Origin of the sequence: Methylocystis sp. H62 (assembly GCF_015709515.1) — a bacterium.
In the GTDB taxonomy this organism is placed as follows: Bacteria; Pseudomonadota; Alphaproteobacteria; order Rhizobiales; family Beijerinckiaceae; genus Methylocystis.
In genome coordinates this window covers 137646-156230 of the sequence record NZ_JADNQZ010000055.1, presented here as the reverse complement: position 1 = coordinate 156230, position 18585 = coordinate 137646, and the positions used below count along the sequence as shown (strand labels likewise).

Here is an 18585-nt window from a genome sequence, read left to right as displayed (position 1 = left end):
TTAGAAGACAGGAAACTGTCGCGCCGCTCCTTCATCTTAGCGCTGTTTTCGGCAGCCGCTGTGATCCCGGCGGCGACGATGGCGTCCTCCGATGCGGAGGCGCTGGAGTCAAACGAGCGGCAATTTACGACCTTCCATCACCAGCCGCGTGTGTCACGGCCCCGAAGTTCAACGAGAGGGTCACGCCGTCATAGGCGCGTCGCCCGTGTGCGACGCACTGGTCCCACGCAGACAGCTCCTGAGGTTAAACAATAGCTGTTTAGCTCAGTAACGCGTGTCGCTTTGAATAAAGAGCGGCGCGCGCTACTCCTATCGATTTTCGGCGAAGACGCCATAGGCGACGGACAGAACGACCGTCGCGGGCACCGCCAACACCACGCCCATCGTCCCGAAGAGCGAGGCGAAGGCAAGCATGCAGAATAGCAGCACGACCGGCGGCACCATAAGTGAACGGCTCTGTAGATAGGGCGTGATCAAATAGCCTTCGATGAAACTCGCGGAGCCGATCGCAAGCGCCGCAAGAGCCGCATTGTCCAGTCCGTGCGGCAACGCGACCAGCACCCCGATAATCATCGCGATGATCGAGCCGAAATAGGGAACGAACGCCAGTGCGCCGCTGATTGTCGCGAGCGCCAGCGGCGCTGGAACGCCAAAGGCCCAGAGAGCCGCCCCCGCGAAAAGCGCGTTCATGGCGACGACATAGAGTTGGATGAAAAGCCACTGCCGCAAGACGGCGCCTGACCGGTCCAAAAACAGCGCCATGTCGGTGCGCCGCGACGCAGGCGTCAAGGCGAGTGCGCCAGCGGCGTACCTCCCTGGATCGGCGGCAAGATATGCGGCGCCTATGATCGTGAAAATACCATAGCCGAGGCCACTGCCGACAGAACCAAGGAGCGCGCCGAAGTGTTGGGCGACCGGGGTCGTCATTTTCGAAAAGTCGGCATGCACCACGAATTTTTCGATGAAACGGCCCCACGGGTGCTCTTCCACCAAGCGCTCGAGCATGGCGATCGCCGCGGGAATGTCGAGAGCGACCTCGTCATATTGACGCACGAGTTGACCGCCGAACAGCATCAAAGCCACGACGATCGCAACGAGCGAGCCGAGCGCGACCAGCGCGAGCGACACGCCCTGCGACAGGCCGAGAAGCTTGGAGACCCGCCCGGCGACGCCACGCCAGGCGAGCGCGATGAGAATCGTCGCGAAAACCGCCGGGAGAAGATCCGTCAGCTGCCAAAGGACGAATGCGACGGCCGCGGTCGTCGCCGCGATCATAGCCACCACGGCTGCTCGAGAGGCGAAGTCGTTCTGATCGATGCTCTTAGTCAGAAAATTGATCTTCATCTCGGACCCGCTCTGCTAGACCAGGATATTAAGCAACCGCGCGCGTTAGAGAAAGAGTTAGACTCTTGGTCACGCGCTCCGCCTCGAGCCGGTTGTGCGAATTTGAAAACCTTAGAGCAATTTTTGATGATCGGCCGGTGACGCAGTCAAGTGCGCGCAAACAGTTGCTTGCGCCTGAGGAGGTGTCCTTGGCGACTCTGTCCTTGGCGCGGCGCCGCCTAATGGTGTCCCGCAAGATCATCTGCGGCTCCCGCGCCAATATGGGCGTTTCAGCAGCGCCTCGATCATAGGGCGGGAGTCGCCACTGTGCGCGAGCGCGCCAGCAAGCCTTCGCCGATCGAGAGGTAAGTGGTGGGCGCACAAGGGCTCGAACCTTGGACCCGCTGATTAAGAGTCAGCTGCTCTACCAACTGAGCTATGCGCCCGTTCGTCGAGCGCCGCGAGCGCGACGCTGCTTCGAACGAGCGGTGCGAATATCAAACCCGCTCGCCGCTGTCCAGCGTTACGCGCGGCCGCCCGCATTTTCGCCGGCATTTTCCTGCGCCGGATCAGGGCGAGCGCGCCGCCGGCCATCCGTGGATCAGACGTGCTTTCGTCACGAGATCGGCCCACGGGCCCTTGTGGGCGTTGCCCGCGGCGGGCGTAGGCGCGGCCTGTTTGCGCGCGCAAACGGACTTGGCCGCCTCGGTCTTCGGCCCTTGCGTGTAAAAATAAATGACGTGCATCTTGAGCTGCGAGGCCAATTGGTCGACAACCGTGCCTCTTTTCAGCACATTGAAGCCCCAATGCGCGTCGCGCGGCGCTCCCGGCTTGAAGCCGTAGCCGTAATCGCCCTCGCCCTTAATGAGATCGAAGCGGATATAGCAGAGCTCCCCCTGAGGGGCGGGCTGGGCCACCATCTCGCGGGTGACGATCACGTCCTGATTGTTGTAGCGGACGCTATAGTCGACCGGAGCATGCCAGACGTCGACCTTCTCGAAATGCCCCAGAAGCTCGGATTCGTCCGGGTCCGCCGGCTGCGCCGCGGCCGGGCCAACGAAACAAGCGCCTGCCGCAATCGCGGCGGCGCACAGGCGTTTCAACAAAAACTCGCTTTTCATATGTCGGCCTTTCGCCAAGCGGCGCGCACGCGCTCCCCTCGAGCTTCGCAGGTAAGGAGCGCCGCGACGGCCCGCAATCCCTGCGACATTCGCCCGCGCCAGGAAACCGCGGGGCGCGCTGTTGGGTCGCGGAGACTCCGCGCCTCCTTGTAAGGCTCTGCTTACGACAAGCGCCAAGAAGTCTTCCCACCGCCGCAAAAGCGCGGTAGCTGTTTCCCAGAAGCAAAGAACGAGTTTGATTATGTCGCGAAGAAAAATCGCTTTGATTGGCGCCGGCAATATCGGCGGGACGCTTGCCCATCTCGCCGGCCTCAAGGAACTCGGCGACATCGTTCTTTTCGACATCGTCGACGGCGTGCCGCAGGGCAAGGCGCTCGACATCGCCCAGTCGTCTCCCGTCGCGGGTTTCGACGCCCAACTCACCGGCGGCTCCGACTATTCGGCGATCGAGGGGGCGGACGTCGTCATCGTTACGGCCGGCGTGCCGCGCCAGCCGGGGATGAGCCGCGACGATCTTCTGTCGGTCAATCTCGGCGTCATCGCCAAGGTCGGCGCCGGCATCAAGCGCTACGCGCCGAACGCCTTTGTCATCTGCATCACCAATCCGCTCGACGTCATGGTGTGGGCGCTGCAGAAGGCGTCCGGCCTGCCGACGCAGCGCATCGTCGGCATGGCGGGCATGCTCGATTCTTCGCGCTTTCGCTATTTCCTGGCCGAAGAGCTCAATGTTTCGGTCGAAGACGTGAGCGCCTTCGTTCTGGGCGGCCATGGCGACGACATGGTGCCGTCGGTGCGCTATTCGACGGTGGCCGGCGTGCCTTTGCCGGATCTCGTGGACATGGGATGGACCACGCAGGCGCGCATCGACGCGATCGTCGAGCGCACGCGCAAGGGCGGCGGCGAGATCGTCGGGCTTCTCAAGACTGGCTCCGCATATTATGCGCCGGCGACCGCGGCGATCGCCATGGCCGAGAGCTACCTCAAGGATAAGCGGCGGGTGATGCCCTGCGCCGCCTATCTCACCGGCCAATATGGCGTGAACGGACTCTATGTCGGCGTTCCCGTGGTCATCGGCGCGAATGGCGTGGAGAGGGTGATGGAGATAAAGCTCGACGCGGCCGAGCGGGCGATGTTTGAAAAATCCGTCGCCTCGGTTCGGACGCTGCTGGAAGCCGCCAAGGCGCTCGACCCGGCTTTCGCCTGACGCTTCTCTGAACGCGCGCCGCCGATCCAGGCGGCAGTTTGCTTGCGGCGCAAGCTGGGACGGCGGGCTCCCGGCCCCTGGCGCTTGGGCGCGACCGTAGGAACATTCTTTGCAAGTTAGGGGTTAGACTGTCTGAAGACTGATTCTCCCGGAGAGGTTCAGGCTTGTTCCAGTGGACGCGAAGCCATGTTCGACCCTGACGCTTTTGGCTTTATTAAAATACTCGCCATCGCCGGCACGCTTTACTTTGCAGCGCGCGCGGCAATCCTTATCGGCGCTGCGGCGATAAACGCCGTTGCTCTTTTGCCCTGAGTTTTTAACGTCAAGCGTGATCTATACAATCTGGTGCGTGCGACAGCGGCTCGTCCAGCGCGATTCTAAAAAGCTTTGAAAAAAGCTGCTCCCATGTGCCCGTCTCACCGCGCGCGGGTCTCCACATCCTGTCCGGCCGAGACATCCTGTTTCAAGTGACTGCGTCCGCGCGAGCGGGCGGCCGCTCGAAGGCCGGTCGATGAGCCGAGGAGTGGGGTTGCGCCGCGAGCAGTCGCTTCATCGGGGACCGCGTTCGCATTTTTTTCCGCTAGGGCGGCGTCGGAAGGCTCAGCGCCCTGCGGCGGCTCAGGCGCATAGGCGAGCGATTCGTGCCGAGCCGCCGCTCTCGACTTTTTCGTCTCATTCTTGGGCGAGTCGACCAGCCGCGCGATTGCGCTTGTCGCCTTCGCATGGGGAATCCCCGGCCGAGTGGGGGGCAGGGGCGCGGACGCGAGCTTTGAACGGCGCGGCGGCGCATCGGCTGCGGGCATTGCGCCCGAACGGCGTTCAGCGCCGTCGGCGTCCTGAAAATCGACCGCACTTTGCAGTTCGGCTGACCTGTCATGCGCCGTCCGCCCATCTGCGCGGGCGACGAGCGAGGCCGGACGCTGGGGCGGCAGCGGCGCTCGAACCGTTGGGAGCTTCGCGGCGGGCGGCTCTTGCTCGGGCGATTCGGCCCCCGGCGCGGACATGGTCGTCTCGCCACGCGGCAAATCGGACTCGGCCCGCGAAAGCTCTTTCGCGCCGTAGCGAGAGGCGTCCGTCGTGGCGGCAGCCGCGCTTTGCTCTTCCGCCTCGCCGCTTGTTCCGCGCGCTCGCCGCGGCGCGAGCGAAGCCCACTGCTTACGGGTGCTCGGCGCCGGCGCCGTGACCTCCGCGTCGTCTTCTTCGCCGCCCCCGGCGCCGCCGCCAAACAGCATGGCGAAGAAGCCGCCAAACGTGCGGCGAGGCGCGACGACATAAGCGCCGTCGCCGCGCGCCTCGATCTCGGCGCGCGCCTCTTCATAGCGCGCCAGCGGCTGTCCATTGCTCGGCAAATGCACGGTCTTACCGTCGGGGAAAAGCCGCACGAGCTCGTCGTAGTTCATGCGTGGCCAAGCGCGCACATTGCCGACGTCGAGATGGACGAAAGGCGTGCCCGCCGTCGGATAATAGCCGACTCCGCCGCGCTGCATGCGCATGCCGATTTCACGAATTTGCGACATCGGCATTCCTGGCATGGTGGTGTCCATCGCCTTGCCGAGCATGTGCTGGGAATATTTGGCGACGGCGCGCGAACGGGCGCGCAGCATGGCGTTCGTCTCTGGAGAGCGATAGGCGGAGACGACATGCACGACCTGATCGCCGGCGCCCGCATGGCGATAGGCCTCCCACACGACATCGAAGAGCCGTGGGTCCATATTGGTCGGCTCGTCGCGACGCCAGTCGCGCAGGAACCAGTTCAACTGCTGAAGGACTTGGGCGTCATATTGCCCGTTGACGAGATAGGTCGCCGAAATCGATTCATGCGTATGGGCGTGGTAGAGATGAATGGTTCTTGTGTCGCCATTGGCGACCGCGGTTTCGGTCATTTTCGGCGCGAGCGTCGCCAGAAAAAAGGCCACGAGGCCAAGAGCGGTCGATAGCGGAGCGGAAATCAGGCGCGCGCTGGAACGAGGCGTCGTCAATAGCTGCTTCCCGTCCCGCTTTAAGCGCGCCTGAATCGACGTCGCCCTGACACTAACAAGCTTCCGGCCTTTCGACTGGAAGGCGCCTTTGCGCCGGGTGGCGCGAGGCGGGCGAAAATCCTATGCGGAATACGCAGTTACGCGCGCTTTGCCCCACAGCGGTCGCTACCGCCCGAATTCCCCACCAATTCAGAGGCTAGGGCAACATCGTGGCGAAAAATTGCTCAAGCTTCGCTGCACCGCAATGGCGCGACGGCGTTTCACGCGGCAATATCCAAAATCGCTTCGAGAGCGGCGCGAAGAGCTTTGCCCGTCACCGGCTTCTGCAGGAGAGTCTTGTCGCGCAATTCGGCCGGCAGATCGCTCGCGCAATGTCCCGTCATCAGCAAAAAAGGGATATTTCGCTCAGCCAGCACGGAAGCAATTCTTCCGCTGGTCTCGTCGACAAGACGGTAATCGAGCAGGGCGCAGTCCAGACGCTCCTTGTCGATCAGCCGCAATGCCGCTTCAACCGAGGGCGTGGGGCCGATGACTTCACAACCGCTGTCGTTCAATTCGCATTCAAGCATCATCGCGATGATGGATTCATCCTCGACGATGAGGACGCGCTTTCCTGCTATCGTTGAACTCGCCATGGTCTCCCACGCTATTCCGGCCTCTGTTTCAAGGGGAAAATGAACGTTCCCGAAAATCCGGTCTCGCCAAAATCATATGCTGCGCTGCCGGATAGCCCGTAACTCACCTCGCGTTCAATGAGCGTCAGACCAAAACCCCTTTTCTTTGAATCCGCCACGCGAGGCCCGCCGTCCTCGCGCCACCTAAGGGTCAGCGTCGACGCTTTATCATCCGGCGCCTCCATCGAAGACCAGTCGACCGAGACATGGCCCGACCCGTTCGATAGCGCGCCATATTTGACCGCATTGGTCGCCAGTTCATCCAGGATCATCCCAAAACTCATCGCAGCCTTGGGCGGCAGCATGATAGGTGGTCCTGAAAGCGTCAGCCGTTGGCTACCCTCTGAGAAATAGGGCGCGAGCGCCTGGCGCACCACTTCTTCCAGCCCGACGGCGCCGTAACTTTCCCGCGCAAGCAGCTCGTGGCTCCTCGCCAAGGCGTAAAGTCTGGTCAGAAGGGCTTCTGATCCCTGCGTCCGAGCCAATGTCTGTTTGGCGAGGGCTAAGATAACGGTGATGATATTTTTAACGCGATGATTGAGCTCGGCGACCAACGTCCTTTGGCGCTCTTCTGATCTCGCTAAACTGGTGACGTCGACGAACGTCGCCACAACGCCATCGATTTGTCCTTCTGCGTCCCGGTAGGCTGTCAAGCGGCATAAAAAATGCGGCGTTCCGGCCACGTTCTGGTTCACCCGTCGCTCGACCAGCGTTCCCGTCTGCAGGACGCTCTTTATGTCGTCTTGCAGTTCCGGGTAATCGAGCCTGTTCGCGAGGTCTCCCAAAGGACGGCCTTTGTCGGTCGCAATAATGTTGAAGAGGTTCGTGACCGCGGGCGTAAAGCTGCGGATCACGAGATCACGATCGAGAAAAATCGTGGCGACGTTGGTGCTGGCGAAGAGGTTCGTGAGGTCGCTGTTCGCGCGATCGAGATCCTCCACCTTGGCCCATAATTCCTGGTTGACTGTTTGCAACTCCTCATTCAGCGACTGCAATTCCTCTTTTGTGGATTCGAGCTCTTCATTGCTCGACTGAAACTCCTCGTTCAGAGAAACCAATTCCTCATTGGCCGATTTCAGCTCTTCGAGCGCCGTTTCATATTCCTCTATGGTTCCTTGCAAGCGTTCGCGCGTGTCGCGCAATTCAGCTTCGACCGGCGATGTGTCGGCGAGCGTCTCCGGTTGAACGACTTTGCTTAAAGCGCCCGGCTTGTCTCGCGAAACGTCTTTCTCTTGGAACGCGACGAGAAACGAGGGGCGTCCATCCGTTCCTTCCGGCAAAGGCTCGATCGTGAGCGAAACATGTTCGACGTGATCGCCTGCGCTTTCGAAGGCGATATCATCGCGCGTGGCGACCCGCCGCGTTTCGACCGCTTCCCGAAGCGCGCTGCGCAAATCGAGACGCAATTCTTTGCGCGCCGAGGTCAGCAATTGCCGCGAGGGCACGCCATAGGGCGCTTCAAGATATTTTGCCGTCCGGGCCGAGTAATGGAGGATGTCGCCATCTTCGTTGACGATGACGTGCGGCGGTCCAAAGCGATCGGCGATGCGCGCCTCCGCCGATTGACGCGCGCCGGCGCCTCCCGCCACTGCGTGGTCATTCCGATGCGAAAGGAACGGGGCCGGGCGCAGTCCATTGATGAACGCCGGCATCCGCGCCGGCGTCCCCATGTCGCGGGCCTGAAAGATGCAGTTCGCCTTGTCGACTGGCGCAAACATTTCTGAAAAGCGGCCGATCGTTTCGGCTTTCCCGAGAAACAGAAAGCCGCCCGGCCGCAGCGCGTAATGGAGAGTCGGCAACGCCTCGCGCTGTGCTTCTGCGCCGAAATAGATCAGTAGGTTGCGGCAGGAGATCAGGTCCATGCGCGAGAACGGCGGATCACGCAATATGCTGTGGACCGAGAACACGCAAAGATCGCGCACCGCTTTGGCGACGACGAAACTGCCGGAATGATTGGTGAAGTAGCGTTCTCGCCGTTCGGGCGACACGCCTTTCATCAGCGCGGACGGATAACGCGCCGCGCGCGCTACCGATAACGCGCGTTCATCGATGTCGGTCGCAAAGACCGTGACGCGCGGCGACCCGGTCGACTTGTCCATATGCTCCCGGAGCAGAATCGCGATCGAATAGACTTCCTCTCCGGTTGAGCAGCCGGGGACCCAGACGCGCACCGTATCTGCGGCCCCGCGTCGCTCGAAGAGATGCGGGATAACAATTTTTTCGAAGGCGTCGAAAGCTTCGGCGTCGCGGAAAAAACTCGTCACGTTGATCAAGAGATCGCGGAACAGCCGCGCCGGCTCCTCATGGTCACGCTGCAGGAGGTCAACGTAGCCCTTCAGAGTATCGCAATGATTGATCTGCATGCGACGATGAACGCGTCGAATGAACGTCCGCTTTTTGTAGCCGCTGAAATCGTGCCCCATCTGAGTCCGAAGGACCGCGAAGAGCATTTCAATCGACTTGGCGTCGGGATGATCGCCTACCGGTGCGCCATTGCCCGTGAGCGCATCGACCAATCCAATGCTTTGCCTGTTCTCCGACAGCTTTGCAGCCATGTCCTCAACGGGCACGGCAAAGTCGACGAGACCGCTCGCAATGGCGCTGTCCGGCATGCCGCTGAAACTTGGCTTGGTGCCATCGCTCGACTGCGCAAGGACAAGGCCGCCTTGCTCCTTGATCGCTTTGATACCGAGAACGCCGTCGCTGCCGCTTCCCGAGAGCACGATGCCGACGGCATAGTCGCCGCAATCCTGGGCGAGTGAACTGAAAAACACGTCGACGGGACTGCGCTCTGGATGTTTGGACTCGATCTCCCGGAGTCGAAGCGCCCCACGGTCTATCGTCAGGGAGGCGTTCGGCGGGAGAACGTAGACGCTGTTCGGCTCAACCTTCTGGCCATCGCTCGCGACATGGACGGTCAAGCTGGTGTGCCGCGCGAGAATGTCCGTGAGGAAGCTCTCTCGATCCGGCGCGAGATGGGTGATGATGACAAAAGCCATGCCGAGATCGGCTGGAATCGTTTCGAAGAATTGCTCCAGGGCCTTTAGCCCCCCGGCGGAAGCGCCAATGCCAACGATGGGGAACCGGGACTCCGACGCCATGACGTCCGTCTATTGTTTTGATTGTGTCGCGCGCCGCAGGTTCACCGTATCGGAGCCAAATAAGAGGACGTGCTACTCGAAGGAGAACATAAGACCTTTATGCCGTCTTTGTAGCCATGGAAAGTTTATCGCCGCTTAGTTTCAGCAGCTTCCGCGGGCGACGTCGGCTGTCGCTTACCCGGCGGAGGCGGCTCCGATGGCGTCAGTATCAGTTTTCAATCGACAGCAGGCAATGCGCATCGCGCGTAGCGAACTATAGCTTGCGTTCATAGGCGCATCCAAGCGCAATTGCGCGGGGCCGTGGACCAACTGCGCGCCTCAGTTCGAGGCCACCGTGCGCACGAGCCGCGGTCCCAGGATCGGCTGAGCGCCGCTGATGAGTTGCAGATAGGCGGGAGACAACGGCGCTGCGTCCTGAGCCGCCAAGGCCTCCGACGGCGGCCGGCGCGGCGGCAGCGGCGCGGGCTCGGGAAGCGCATTCGCCTCTTCTCCGCCGCGCGCCAACCCGGTCAGCTGTTGCCGGTCGGCGACGGCGACATGGATCGGATCGGTCCGGCCGCCCGTGCTCGCAAGGGCGGTGGCGACGGCGGACTGCACCTTCTGCGCGATGTCGCCAAAGGCGGCGAGGCTCGCGCCGGACTGCCCTTCGGGCCGCGCGCTGGCGACGCTGCTCGAAGGCGCGCGCTGCTTGCGGCTGGCGATCATGGTCGGGCCGCCCTCGCAATTGCGCATGCCAAGAGCGATCAGCTCCGTCCCGGTCAACACGCGATATTCCCTGGTCAGATTGCCAAGGCGGGCCTGCACAGCGGCCGGGTAGGAGGCGAACAGCTGCGACGAGACGCCGAGGTCGACCTCTCGGTTGATGGCGTTATAGGCCTGATGGAATTTGACCTTCGCGTCAGGATAGACGCAAACGTTGGGCAGGCTCAGCGCCAGCGTGCAGGCCGAGCGGCATTCATGCAGCCTGACCTCGCGATTCTCGCGGCGATATCGTTCGGTGAGCGCTTCATAATCGCTGACCAGACCGCCGACGTCTTTGTAGACGACAACCGGCGCCGGCATGGGGGGCGGCGACAAATAGCCCAAGACGCACCTCTACTCTACGCATTGCGGCTTCGCTTCAGCGAACATTCACCATGTCGCGGTGAACATCGCCTTAAAGGCGCGACATCAGCCTCGGATGCCGACGCGAAGCCCTGGCGCAGGCCTTTCTTGCAGAACATTGCGGCGAAAATGGAATAGAGCCGCCGGGCGTCCGCCTGTCTTTAAGGACATTTCCCCCGTCGGCTCGACAATGGCCGTTGATTCCACCAGACGGCGAAAGTTCTGCTTGTGCAGATGTCGGCCAGCGATGGCTTCTACTGTCCGCTGCAGCTCAGTCAGTGTGAACTCGGACGCCATCAACTCGAAGATCACCGGTCGATATTTCATCTTGGCGCGCAGTCTGCCCATGGCTGTGGCGAGAATGCGGCGATGGTCATGGCGCATCGGGGTCCCGAGCGGCGTCAGCGGCGCCCGTTTCTCCGCCGATTCGCGACCATCGCGGAGCGCCTCCTCGAGAAGCCCGGCCTCGTATAGAAGCTCGTAGCGCTCAAGGACGTTCTCCTCATTGAACGCCCGTCCCTTGCCGCCGAAGAGAAGATTGACCCGCACCCGGCGCGAGACGCCCGAGGAGGAGACGGCGTCCGGCGCCTCGGCCACCCAGTCCGTCAATCCCGGCGCGATCGTTTCCTCGAGCACCACGGGCGGACCTTTGCGCCAATCCTCCCAGGGAAAGAAATCATGCCAGCTCCGCCAGGCGCTTGCGCGCCGATCGGCGTCGTCGCGGATGCGCGTCAACGCCAGATAGCCGACGGAGACGACGTGCGGATCGCGGTCGCCCGCGCGGGCGTGGCGTCCGCGATCGCCGAATGTGTAGAGTTGCTCGACATAGCCCAGCGGCGCGCCGGTCTGCTCGGCGACCCATTCGCGCAGGCCAATCTCGAAAGTGCGATGGCGGATCGGATCGAAAGGCCCGGAGGGAAGGGCGGCGATGCTGGCCGGCCCGTCCGCTCGCGTCGTCAGGATCAAGGGCTCGTCGTCTCGAACGGCGACGATTGCGGCGGTCAGGCCGATTTCGACGGGCGGGGAAAGGGGCGCGAGCTCTTCCGCGGCTCGGCTAGGCGTCGGCGAATTCCAGGGCGAAGGGCGCTCCCTCATAGCAGTCCGTCCCGCGTCCGATCGCGGCGATCGCGGCGGACATTCGCCCGTTCCGCTCGAGCCTTTCGTCGGCGAGCGCGACCATCCGTCTGTTCGGGGTCGCGGTCGGCGAGACGCGGCGCAGTTCGCGCGCGATCTCCATTTCGCTGCGATGCGGCGCTAAAGCACAAGCCGCGACAAAAGCCGCCGCGGGCGATCGGCTCACCCCAGCGTAGCAGTGTATGACGAGCGGCGCGGAGCGGTCCCATTCCTCAAGGAAAGCAAGCAGCCGATTGATATGTTCCTCGCCCGGGAGGACGTGCCCTCCCCGCGGCGCGTCGATATCGGAGACAGCGATCCGCAAATGGCGCTCGCGGGAGATTTCGCAAGGCCGAACAAGCGACGCCCCGGCGGTAAGAATGGTGACAAGCGAGCGTGCGCCGCTTTCGCGCACCGTGTCGACCACCTTAGTCAGGGAACAGACGTACAGGCGCCCATTCGGCATTTCTCTCCCCGACGTTCTTCTTCAACTTTCGTCGACCGCCCGAAACCGAGCGAGAAAACGCGCCTGCGCCTCCTCAATGGGAGCCGGGGCGAGTTCGTCAATGAAGGGCTGCGGCGGGATCGCCGGGCGGCCGAAGATGCGCTCGGCTTCGCCCCGTGTAAAGCCCGCAAGCTGCACGGCCTCAAAAAAAGCGGCGGCGCGATCGGCCTCTTTGCACAGGCGCCGCAGTGCGGAGGAGGGCGTCGGCGGCAAAGAGAAGCGCAGGAGAATTGCGCCCAATATGCGGTCCTCGACGCTTTTGTATGCGTCGCCGATCGCCGCCTTGAAGGGGGAGATCATATCGCCGATCACATATTCCGGCGCGTCATGCAGCAACATGTAAAGCCGCTCCGTTCGGCCCATCGCCGGGTCGAGCGCGCTCGCGATCTTTTCCACAAGCATGCTGTGTTGCGCGACCGAGAAAATATGCGCGCCGATTGTCTGACCGTTCCAGCGCGCGACGCGCGCGAGCCCATGCGCGATATCTTCGATCTCCACGTCGAGCGGCGAAGGGTCGAGCAGATCGAGCCGGCGTCCGGACAACATGCGTTGCCAGGCGCGGGGCGCTTCGCCGGGCGCCGGCCGCCCGCGATTTTTCGCTGGGGGAGCGCGCATCGCGTCAGCCGCCCTCGCCCCCTGCGTGGCGATGGCAGCCCGTCAGATGATCGTCCACCATGCCGACCGCCTGCATGAAGGCATAGACGATCGTCGGTCCGCAGAATTTGAAGCCGCGCGCCTTGAGATCTTTGGAGAGGCGTTCGGAACGCGGGGTTTGCGTCGGCGCGTCGCTCATGCGCGTCCAGTGATTGACGATCGGCCGCCCGTCCACGAAATCCCACAGATAAGCCGAAAAGCCGGTCGTCGCCTCAATCTCCAGCCACGCCTGCGCCGAGAGCACGGCGCCTTCGATTTTTGCGCGGTTGCGCACGATTGCATCATTGCCCATCAGCGCCGCGACGCGCTTCTGATCAAATCTCGCGATCTTTACCGGATCGAATCCGTCGAAGGCGGCGCGAAACGCCTCACGCTTGCGCAGAATGGTGATCCACGAGAGGCCAGCCTGAAAGCCGTCGAGCGTCAGCTTTTCAAAGAGCGCCCGGCCGTCCCGCTCGGGCCTCCCCCACTCATTGTCGTGATAGTCGAGGTAAAGCGGATCGACGCCGGGCCACGGACAGCGTTTCAGCCCGTCGAGATGGGATACGACCGCGAGTTCGCGCCAACTTGCCGGCTGTTCCCGAACGCTTGCCAAGACTCACCTTTAAAAAAGCGGACGAAAAAACGCCGCGTGCTCGGGCTTTATCGCGCGTTCGGATTGCGTTCACAACCAAGTTGGGACTATCGTCGGCCCCGGCGGGCGCAGATGGCGCGCGTCCTGCTTCTATTGCGCCGTCGCAGTTGTTGCGGCTCAGTTCGCGCCGTCCATCAATGGAGATTTATATGGGGATCCGTATCGCTGTTTCTTACGCTGCGGCCGGCGGCGCTCTGGCCGTCGCCGTCGCCCTCGCCGCGAGCTCGGGGGACGCGTATGCGCAGGCCAACGTATTGAAGGAATGCGGATCGCAATACCAGGCGGCTAAGGCCGCCAACGAACTCGGCGGCCAGAGCTGGCAGGAATTTTTGAAGGCCTGTCGCGGGCGATTGGCGGAGCAGACCAAGCCTGCCGAAGCGAAGCCCGAGACGCCGCCGCCGGCCGCCGCAGAGTCGAAGCCTACGCCGCCGCCGGTGACCGAAACCAAGCCCGTCGAGCCGACTCCTCCGCCCGCCGCGACCGAAGCGACCCCGAGCCCCAAACCCGCGACGGACCCGAAAACCGCGACGCGCGAGCGCCAGAAAAAATGCGCGGCCGAATGGAAAGAGAAGAAAGCCGAACTCAAAAAGGCCGGTTCAAAAATCACCTGGCCGAAATATTGGAGCGAATGCAATAAGAGGCTGAAGGCCGCGGGCGAATAACGCTTTTCGCGCTTTTTACGTCGCCCGGCGGCTTCCGCCGGGCGTTTTTCATGCGCTCTTGCCCGGCGAAAGGCGTCGTGGCAGAGGAATGATGCTGATCGCTGAACGGGGGCGGGCGTTTGGATAAAACCGAATTGCGAAAACTGCAGGCTTTCCTGCGCCGTTCGCTTGGCAATGAGGGCGTTCGCGTCACAGCGGATCCGAAGAATCCGGACGACGCCGCCGTGCATCTTGGCGAGCGAAGGATCGCTTCGATCTCGGTCGACGACGAAGACGGCGATCGTTCGTTCGCCTTCGAGATGAAAATTCCCGTCGGACGCGAAGTGCTGCAGTCCTATTTGCGCAAGCTGTTCGAAAACGATCGCCTGGCGATCGTGGCGCGCGGGCGGAAAATGGATTCCGTCGAACTCAACGCCGACGGCGAATTTCTTGGCGTCATCTCCGCTGACGATCCGAAGCTGTCGAGCTTCACGCTGCAGGTCGCCATTCTCGATTTCGATCTCGAAGAAGAGTGACGCGCCGCCCGAATCGCGGCGGCCCGTTCGATCGCTGATCGGTCCGGGGCCTTGCTTAGGGCCGGACCCACGCAGTTCAAAACCCCGGCAATCGAAGCTCTGCATGCAAACCGCCGCTGGGGCTGTCGTTGAGCTGCAGCGAGCCGCCATAGGCGGCGGCGAGATCGACGACGATCGACAGGCCGAGACCGGATCCGGGCTTGGTTTCGTCGAGACGCCGCCCACGCTGCGTCGCCGCCGCGCGCAAATGCGAAGCAAGTCCCGGCCCGTCGTCGTCGATGGTGACGCGCAGCGTCGGCCGCGACGCGCCTTCGACGCAGACGTCGATCGTCACCCGGCTCTTCGCCCATTTGCCGGCGTTGTCGAGGAGATTGCCGATCATTTCTTCGAGGTCCTGGCGCTCGCCAAGAAAGCGCAGACGCGGATCGGCGCCGCCGGAAAAGATCACGCCCTTGTCGCCATAGATTTTACTAAAGGCGCGCAGCAAGGCCTCGATCGACGGCGCAATCTGCGTCGCGGCGCCGAGCGCGCCGCCGCGCGCCGCCGCCCGCGCCCGGTCGAGATAGAAGGAGATCTGATCGCGCATGATCTGCGCCTGTTCTTGAACTTTCCCGGCGAGTTGCCCTGGCGCGGAGTCGGCTTCATTGACGATGACGGACAGCGGCGTTTTCAGCGCATGGGCGAGATTGCCGACCTGCGTGCGCGCGCGTTCGAGAATGTCGCGATTGGCGCTGATCAGCAGATTGAGCTCTTCGGCGAGCGGCGCGACTTCGCTCGGGTAGGCGTCGATGATGCGCTCCCGTTCGCCGCCGCGGATTGATGCGAGTTCGCGCTGCAATTGCCTCAAAGGCCGCAAGCCGAAGCGGACCTGGAAGGCGGCGCCGATGGCGAGCGCAATCGCGAGCGCCGCGAAAGCGACGATCAGCGCGAAGCGAAAGCGGGCGATTTGCTCTTCCATCTCTTCGCCGCTGCCTGCGACTTGCACGAGATAGATGCCGACGTCGCCGACGTCGATGACGCGCTCGACGATGCGCAGCCTGCGCCCGTCCGGGCCAGGCCCGTAGCCGCGACGAAAGCCGCCGACCTCCGCTGCGACGCCAAGCTCTGAGAGCTTGGGCAGCGTGTTGGCGAAGAGCGAGCGCGACGCCTTGATGTCATGAGACTTGTCGTCGAGACGCGTGATCTGCCAGTACCACCCCGAGCCCGGCAATTCGAATTGCGGGTCGCCGAGCTGGCCAGGGCCGGTGCGTCCCTCCTGTCCCGACTCGGACACGTCCGCGACGATGGCGCGCAGGTAAACGTCGAGGCGACGTTCGAAAACCTCTTCCGCTTCGCTTCGGTAGTAGGCGGTAAGAAGAATGCTGGCGACGATCAGCACGACCGAACTCATCGCCGCCGCAGTCAGGAACAGACGCGCGGCGATGGAGCGAATGGAGACGAAGGAAAGGGGCATGCGCCTAGCGCTTATAGCCGGCGTCCTTTGCCGGCGCGGCCGCCATGTAGCCCAGCCCGCGCACGGTCTGGATCAGATCGACGCCAAGCTTTTTGCGCAACCTGCCGACGAAGACTTCGATCGTGTTCGAGTCGCGATCGAAATCCTGATCGTATAAATGCTCGATGATTTCGCTGCGGGCTACGACGCGTCCGCTGTGATGCATCAGATAGGCGAGCAGCCGGTATTCGTGCGACGTGAGCTTCACGGGCGCGCCGTCCACGACGACGCGGCCGGCCTTGGTGTCGAGTCGCACCGCGCCGCAGACGATTTCATTCGTCGCGTGGCCCGTCGCGCGGCGCAGCAGCGCGCGGATGCGCGCCAGCACCTCCTCCATGTGGAATGGTTTTGAAACATAATCATCGGCGCCGGCGTCGAAGCCTTGCACCTTGTCGCTCCAGCGGTCGCGCGCGGTGAGGATCAGCACCGGCATGTCGCGTCCCGCCGCGCGCCATTCTTCGAGAATGGTCACGCCGTCCTTTTTCGGCAGACCGATGTCGAGGACGACGGCGTCGTAGGGCTCCGTTTCGCCGAGGTGACAACCTTCCTCGCCATCGAAGGCGCGGTCCACCGCATAGCCCGACTGCTCGAGCGCACGAACGATCTGGCGGTTCAAATCCTTGTCGTCTTCAACGACCAGCAGCCGCAATGCGTCCTCCTGCGTGCGAGATTCAATTGTCTGTAGCGTCAACGCCTAGAGAGCTAGAATGAGGCCGCCCGCTGAACGCGTCGACAAGAATCTTGACGATGTGGCCGTCCCGGCGCAGCAGGCTGATCTCATAGATAAGTCCTTCGCCCAATTGGCACAGCCGCGCGCCGAGCGGCTCGGCCTGCAGCCGCAGGGCGATATCCCGCATGCACCGGAAAGGATCGGCGAGCTTCTGCGCCTCCATTTTGCTGCGCGCCTGCGCCATGGTGAAGCATTGCAGCCGCGCGGGAGCGTCTTCGGCGCCGGCGGCGGGCGCGCGCAGGAAAGCGCTCGTCGCCACGAGAGCGGCGACGGTGAGCGCCCGTCTCCAACAAGCTCCGGCGGCCCGCATGCGCCTCTCCCCGGCGCATAGTCGGCCGAATGCCCTGAATGCGCAATGAATAGTCAAAACATGCGGCCGCGCGACTCAGCTCTCCGAGGCGCGGCAGGCGTCCCGCATTTTCTTGTAGTCGACGATCATGGCGGCGAGAGGCGCGTTTTGGGGCAAGGCGCGCAACTGCTTCGCCGCAATCTTCTGCTCTTCGAGCGAATAGGCGACGAGCGGCGGACAGCCGCCGCCCGTCGACTGGCATGCCGCAAGAGCGAGGCTAAAAGCGACCGTGATCGAGATCTTGCGAGACATCTTCAACGCTCCTGCGCTCAACCATGATTTCGGCTTGGCGCTTGGCGGCGCGCAAATCGGATTCGGCGCGCCGCGCGTTCTCCTTAGCGGCGCCGCCGGCGACAAGTCGCGCCAACATTGCGCGCCCAAGAGCATAGGCGACGACGCCGGCGACCGCGACGAGACCCAGCGCGATGAGCTTGGGCATGTCAGGCTGTTCCCGGCGGCGTCGAGGTGATGCTGCGCATGATCGCCATCAACGCCGCCGAACCGATGGCGATGGCGCCGGCCTTGGGATCATTGAGAAAGGCGATCCAGTCGGTCGAGGCGAGCGCGCCAAACAGCGCGACGAGGCCAGCGGCGACATAGGTGCGATAGCCTTGCATTGGGAGCTCCTTTTTTGATGCCGGAAGCCGCCGGCGCGGTATCACTTGCGGCCGAGGACTCGCGAGACGAACGATTCCATGCCGAAGGCGGGACCCGGATCGCGCTTGCGCGTCGGCGCAATGTCGTCATGTCCGGCGATGTCGCTGATGCCGTAGGTCTGGCAGATGGCCTTGGCGATATCGACGGCGGCCGAGATCTGAAGGGCGGGATAGATCATCCAGGGCTTTTCCCCGCCCTTGTCGAGCTTGTGCGCGAGCATCGCCACTTGGCTCGCGGGCACATTTTTTCCGTATGCGTCGGCGAATCTGCCATTGGCGAGCTTCGTCAACGGTCCGGCGTTCGTGAGCTCGATGCCGATCGAAAAAGCGTTGCAGTTCGAGCGCCGCTTCCAAACGCTTTTGCCCGCGTGCCAAGCGACGCGATTGAACGGCGCGAGCTGCGTCGCCGCGCCATCGAGATCGACGACGAGATGGGCGGAGGCTTTCGCATTCGGATTGCACAGCCAGGAAATGGCCCCCTTCGCCGACTGAGCGGCGGTGTAATGCATGATCAGCAGCGAGGGCTTCAGAACGCCGCCGACGTTAGGCGTCGGCTTTTGCGCGACCGGCTTGTCGTCGAGATGCAGGACATGATTCTTCACGGCGAAGGCCATGGGTCGACTCCCTCCTTTTGGTCGAATAAGTTGGTGGCGATACGCGGTCGCGCGCGCCCGAGCTGGCGGTCGCGGACCTCGCCGCCGCTCAAGCGCGATCAAAAAAATGAACGCCTCGAGAGCGCGTAGGCGGCGTCTGAAAAATCAGAAGAATT

21 protein-coding genes and 1 tRNA gene are annotated in these 18585 nt (G+C 62.9%); 4 read left to right on the top strand and 18 right to left on the bottom strand.

Going from position 1 to position 18585, the window contains the following annotated elements:
- Positions 1-309: 309 nt before the first annotated feature.
- From IYY11_RS13715 to IYY11_RS13705, 3 genes are all read right to left on the bottom strand, one after another.
- The gene (locus IYY11_RS13715; protein WP_196404358.1) at positions 310-1344 is read right to left on the bottom strand and encodes an AI-2E family transporter; all 1035 of its coding nucleotides are present in this window, start codon (positions 1342-1344) and stop codon (positions 310-312) included.
- Positions 1345-1693: 349 nt separating this feature from the next.
- Positions 1694-1769: transfer RNA gene (locus tag IYY11_RS13710), tRNA-Lys, on the bottom strand.
- 123 nt (positions 1770-1892) lie between these two features.
- Positions 1893-2444: a hypothetical protein gene (locus tag IYY11_RS13705; RefSeq protein ID WP_196404357.1), complete on the bottom strand. Its 552-nt coding sequence runs from the start codon at positions 2442-2444 to the stop codon at positions 1893-1895.
- Between the two features lie 241 nt (positions 2445-2685).
- Here IYY11_RS13705 and mdh point away from each other — a divergent pair, with 241 nt between their 5' ends.
- Together mdh and IYY11_RS23325 are read left to right on the top strand one after the other, a co-directional pair.
- Positions 2686-3648 (top strand): malate dehydrogenase, encoded by a 963-nt coding sequence (gene mdh, locus IYY11_RS13700; protein ID WP_196404356.1) that lies wholly within the window; start codon positions 2686-2688, stop codon positions 3646-3648.
- A gap of 186 nt (positions 3649-3834) precedes the next feature.
- Positions 3835-3960 (top strand): hypothetical protein, encoded by a 126-nt coding sequence (locus IYY11_RS23325; protein WP_018407129.1) that lies wholly within the window; start codon positions 3835-3837, stop codon positions 3958-3960.
- 104 nt (positions 3961-4064) lie between these two features.
- Here IYY11_RS23325 and IYY11_RS13695 read toward each other — a convergent pair whose 3' ends face one another.
- From IYY11_RS13695 to IYY11_RS13660, 8 genes are all read right to left on the bottom strand, one after another.
- Positions 4065-5627, bottom strand: coding sequence for a DUF882 domain-containing protein (locus IYY11_RS13695; protein WP_196404355.1), 1563 nt, complete (start codon positions 5625-5627; stop codon positions 4065-4067).
- Between the two features lie 260 nt (positions 5628-5887).
- Complete coding sequence (locus IYY11_RS13690; protein WP_196404354.1) at positions 5888-6262, bottom strand: response regulator; 375 nt, start codon at positions 6260-6262, stop codon at positions 5888-5890.
- A gap of 11 nt (positions 6263-6273) precedes the next feature.
- Positions 6274-9402, bottom strand: a complete 3129-nt coding sequence (locus tag IYY11_RS13685) for a chemotaxis protein CheB (protein ID WP_196404353.1) — start codon at positions 9400-9402, stop codon at positions 6274-6276.
- 318 nt (positions 9403-9720) lie between these two features.
- A complete protein-coding gene (locus tag IYY11_RS13680) occupies positions 9721-10464 on the bottom strand; it encodes a hypothetical protein (protein WP_196404352.1) in 744 nt (247 codons plus the stop codon).
- Between the two features lie 108 nt (positions 10465-10572).
- Positions 10573-11601, bottom strand: a complete 1029-nt coding sequence (locus IYY11_RS13675) for an NUDIX hydrolase (protein ID WP_246719957.1) — start codon at positions 11599-11601, stop codon at positions 10573-10575.
- Positions 11561-12085 carry a tyrosine phosphatase family protein gene (locus IYY11_RS13670; RefSeq protein ID WP_196404351.1) on the bottom strand — a complete coding sequence of 175 codons (525 nt, stop codon included), beginning with the start codon at positions 12083-12085 and terminating at the stop codon, positions 11561-11563. The genes IYY11_RS13675 and IYY11_RS13670 overlap by 41 nt, the downstream gene beginning before the upstream one ends.
- 21 nt (positions 12086-12106) lie before the next feature.
- Complete coding sequence (locus tag IYY11_RS13665; RefSeq protein WP_196404350.1) at positions 12107-12739, bottom strand: HD family hydrolase; 633 nt, start codon at positions 12737-12739, stop codon at positions 12107-12109.
- Positions 12740-12743: 4 nt separating this feature from the next.
- A complete protein-coding gene (locus tag IYY11_RS13660; protein ID WP_196404349.1) occupies positions 12744-13373 on the bottom strand; it encodes a DNA-3-methyladenine glycosylase I in 630 nt (209 codons plus the stop codon).
- A 188-nt stretch (positions 13374-13561) separates the two neighbouring features.
- Here IYY11_RS13660 and IYY11_RS13655 point away from each other — a divergent pair, with 188 nt between their 5' ends.
- Positions 13562-14074 (top strand): hypothetical protein, encoded by a 513-nt coding sequence (locus tag IYY11_RS13655; RefSeq protein WP_196404348.1) that lies wholly within the window; start codon positions 13562-13564, stop codon positions 14072-14074.
- A 119-nt stretch (positions 14075-14193) separates the two neighbouring features.
- A complete protein-coding gene (locus IYY11_RS13650) occupies positions 14194-14589 on the top strand; it encodes a DUF3126 family protein (protein ID WP_196404347.1) in 396 nt (131 codons plus the stop codon).
- Positions 14590-14665: 76 nt separating this feature from the next.
- Here the strand turns inward: IYY11_RS13650 and IYY11_RS13645 are convergent, their stop codons facing one another.
- From IYY11_RS13645 to IYY11_RS13615, 7 genes are all read right to left on the bottom strand, one after another.
- Positions 14666-16042, bottom strand: a complete 1377-nt coding sequence (locus IYY11_RS13645) for an ATP-binding protein (protein ID WP_196404346.1) — start codon at positions 16040-16042, stop codon at positions 14666-14668.
- A gap of 4 nt (positions 16043-16046) precedes the next feature.
- Complete coding sequence (locus IYY11_RS13640) at positions 16047-16730, bottom strand: response regulator transcription factor (RefSeq protein WP_196404345.1); 684 nt, start codon at positions 16728-16730, stop codon at positions 16047-16049.
- Positions 16731-16752: 22 nt separating this feature from the next.
- Positions 16753-17121 carry a PepSY domain-containing protein gene (locus IYY11_RS13635; RefSeq protein WP_196404344.1) on the bottom strand — a complete coding sequence of 123 codons (369 nt, stop codon included), beginning with the start codon at positions 17119-17121 and terminating at the stop codon, positions 16753-16755.
- Between the two features lie 75 nt (positions 17122-17196).
- On the bottom strand, positions 17197-17412 hold the full coding sequence (locus IYY11_RS13630) for a hypothetical protein (protein ID WP_210331355.1): 216 nt from the start codon (positions 17410-17412) through the stop codon (positions 17197-17199).
- Entirely contained in the window at positions 17378-17599 is a 222-nt protein-coding gene (locus IYY11_RS13625) for a hypothetical protein (protein ID WP_196404343.1), read from the bottom strand. The genes IYY11_RS13630 and IYY11_RS13625 overlap by 35 nt, the downstream gene beginning before the upstream one ends.
- A 1-nt stretch (position 17600) precedes the next feature.
- Positions 17601-17777 (bottom strand): hypothetical protein, encoded by a 177-nt coding sequence (locus IYY11_RS13620; RefSeq protein WP_014890979.1) that lies wholly within the window; start codon positions 17775-17777, stop codon positions 17601-17603.
- A gap of 41 nt (positions 17778-17818) precedes the next feature.
- Positions 17819-18430 (bottom strand): N-acetylmuramoyl-L-alanine amidase, encoded by a 612-nt coding sequence (locus IYY11_RS13615; protein WP_196404342.1) that lies wholly within the window; start codon positions 18428-18430, stop codon positions 17819-17821.
- Positions 18431-18585: the final 155 nt, after the last annotated feature.

What these genes read in the sequence shown, in the direction of transcription:
- IYY11_RS13615 (WP_196404342.1), bottom strand. Translation starts at nt 18,430, where the DNA reads ATGGCCTTCGCCGTGAAGAATCATGTCCTGCATCTCGACGACAAGCCG.
- IYY11_RS13630 (WP_210331355.1), bottom strand. Translation starts at nt 17,412, where the DNA reads ATGTCTCGCAAGATCTCGATCACGGTCGCTTTTAGCCTCGCTCTTGCG.
- IYY11_RS13635 (WP_196404344.1), bottom strand. Translation starts at nt 17,121, where the DNA reads ATGCGGGCCGCCGGAGCTTGTTGGAGACGGGCGCTCACCGTCGCCGCT.
- IYY11_RS13685 (WP_196404353.1), bottom strand. Translation starts at nt 9,402, where the DNA reads ATGGCGTCGGAGTCCCGGTTCCCCATCGTTGGCATTGGCGCTTCCGCC.
- IYY11_RS13620 (WP_014890979.1), bottom strand. Translation starts at nt 17,777, where the DNA reads ATGCAAGGCTATCGCACCTATGTCGCCGCTGGCCTCGTCGCGCTGTTT.
- IYY11_RS13675 (WP_246719957.1), bottom strand. Translation starts at nt 11,601, where the DNA reads ATGAGGGAGCGCCCTTCGCCCTGGAATTCGCCGACGCCTAGCCGAGCC.
- IYY11_RS13655 (WP_196404348.1), top strand. Translation starts at nt 13,562, where the DNA reads ATGGGGATCCGTATCGCTGTTTCTTACGCTGCGGCCGGCGGCGCTCTG.
- IYY11_RS13670 (WP_196404351.1), bottom strand. Translation starts at nt 12,085, where the DNA reads ATGCCGAATGGGCGCCTGTACGTCTGTTCCCTGACTAAGGTGGTCGAC.
- IYY11_RS13645 (WP_196404346.1), bottom strand. Translation starts at nt 16,042, where the DNA reads ATGCCCCTTTCCTTCGTCTCCATTCGCTCCATCGCCGCGCGTCTGTTC.
- IYY11_RS23325 (WP_018407129.1), top strand. Translation starts at nt 3,835, where the DNA reads ATGTTCGACCCTGACGCTTTTGGCTTTATTAAAATACTCGCCATCGCC.
- IYY11_RS13665 (WP_196404350.1), bottom strand. Translation starts at nt 12,739, where the DNA reads ATGCGCGCTCCCCCAGCGAAAAATCGCGGGCGGCCGGCGCCCGGCGAA.
- mdh (WP_196404356.1), top strand. Translation starts at nt 2,686, where the DNA reads ATGTCGCGAAGAAAAATCGCTTTGATTGGCGCCGGCAATATCGGCGGG.
- IYY11_RS13690 (WP_196404354.1), bottom strand. Translation starts at nt 6,262, where the DNA reads ATGGCGAGTTCAACGATAGCAGGAAAGCGCGTCCTCATCGTCGAGGAT.
- IYY11_RS13625 (WP_196404343.1), bottom strand. Translation starts at nt 17,599, where the DNA reads ATGCCCAAGCTCATCGCGCTGGGTCTCGTCGCGGTCGCCGGCGTCGTC.
- IYY11_RS13715 (WP_196404358.1), bottom strand. Translation starts at nt 1,344, where the DNA reads ATGAAGATCAATTTTCTGACTAAGAGCATCGATCAGAACGACTTCGCC.
- IYY11_RS13705 (WP_196404357.1), bottom strand. Translation starts at nt 2,444, where the DNA reads ATGAAAAGCGAGTTTTTGTTGAAACGCCTGTGCGCCGCCGCGATTGCG.
- IYY11_RS13680 (WP_196404352.1), bottom strand. Translation starts at nt 10,464, where the DNA reads ATGCCGGCGCCGGTTGTCGTCTACAAAGACGTCGGCGGTCTGGTCAGC.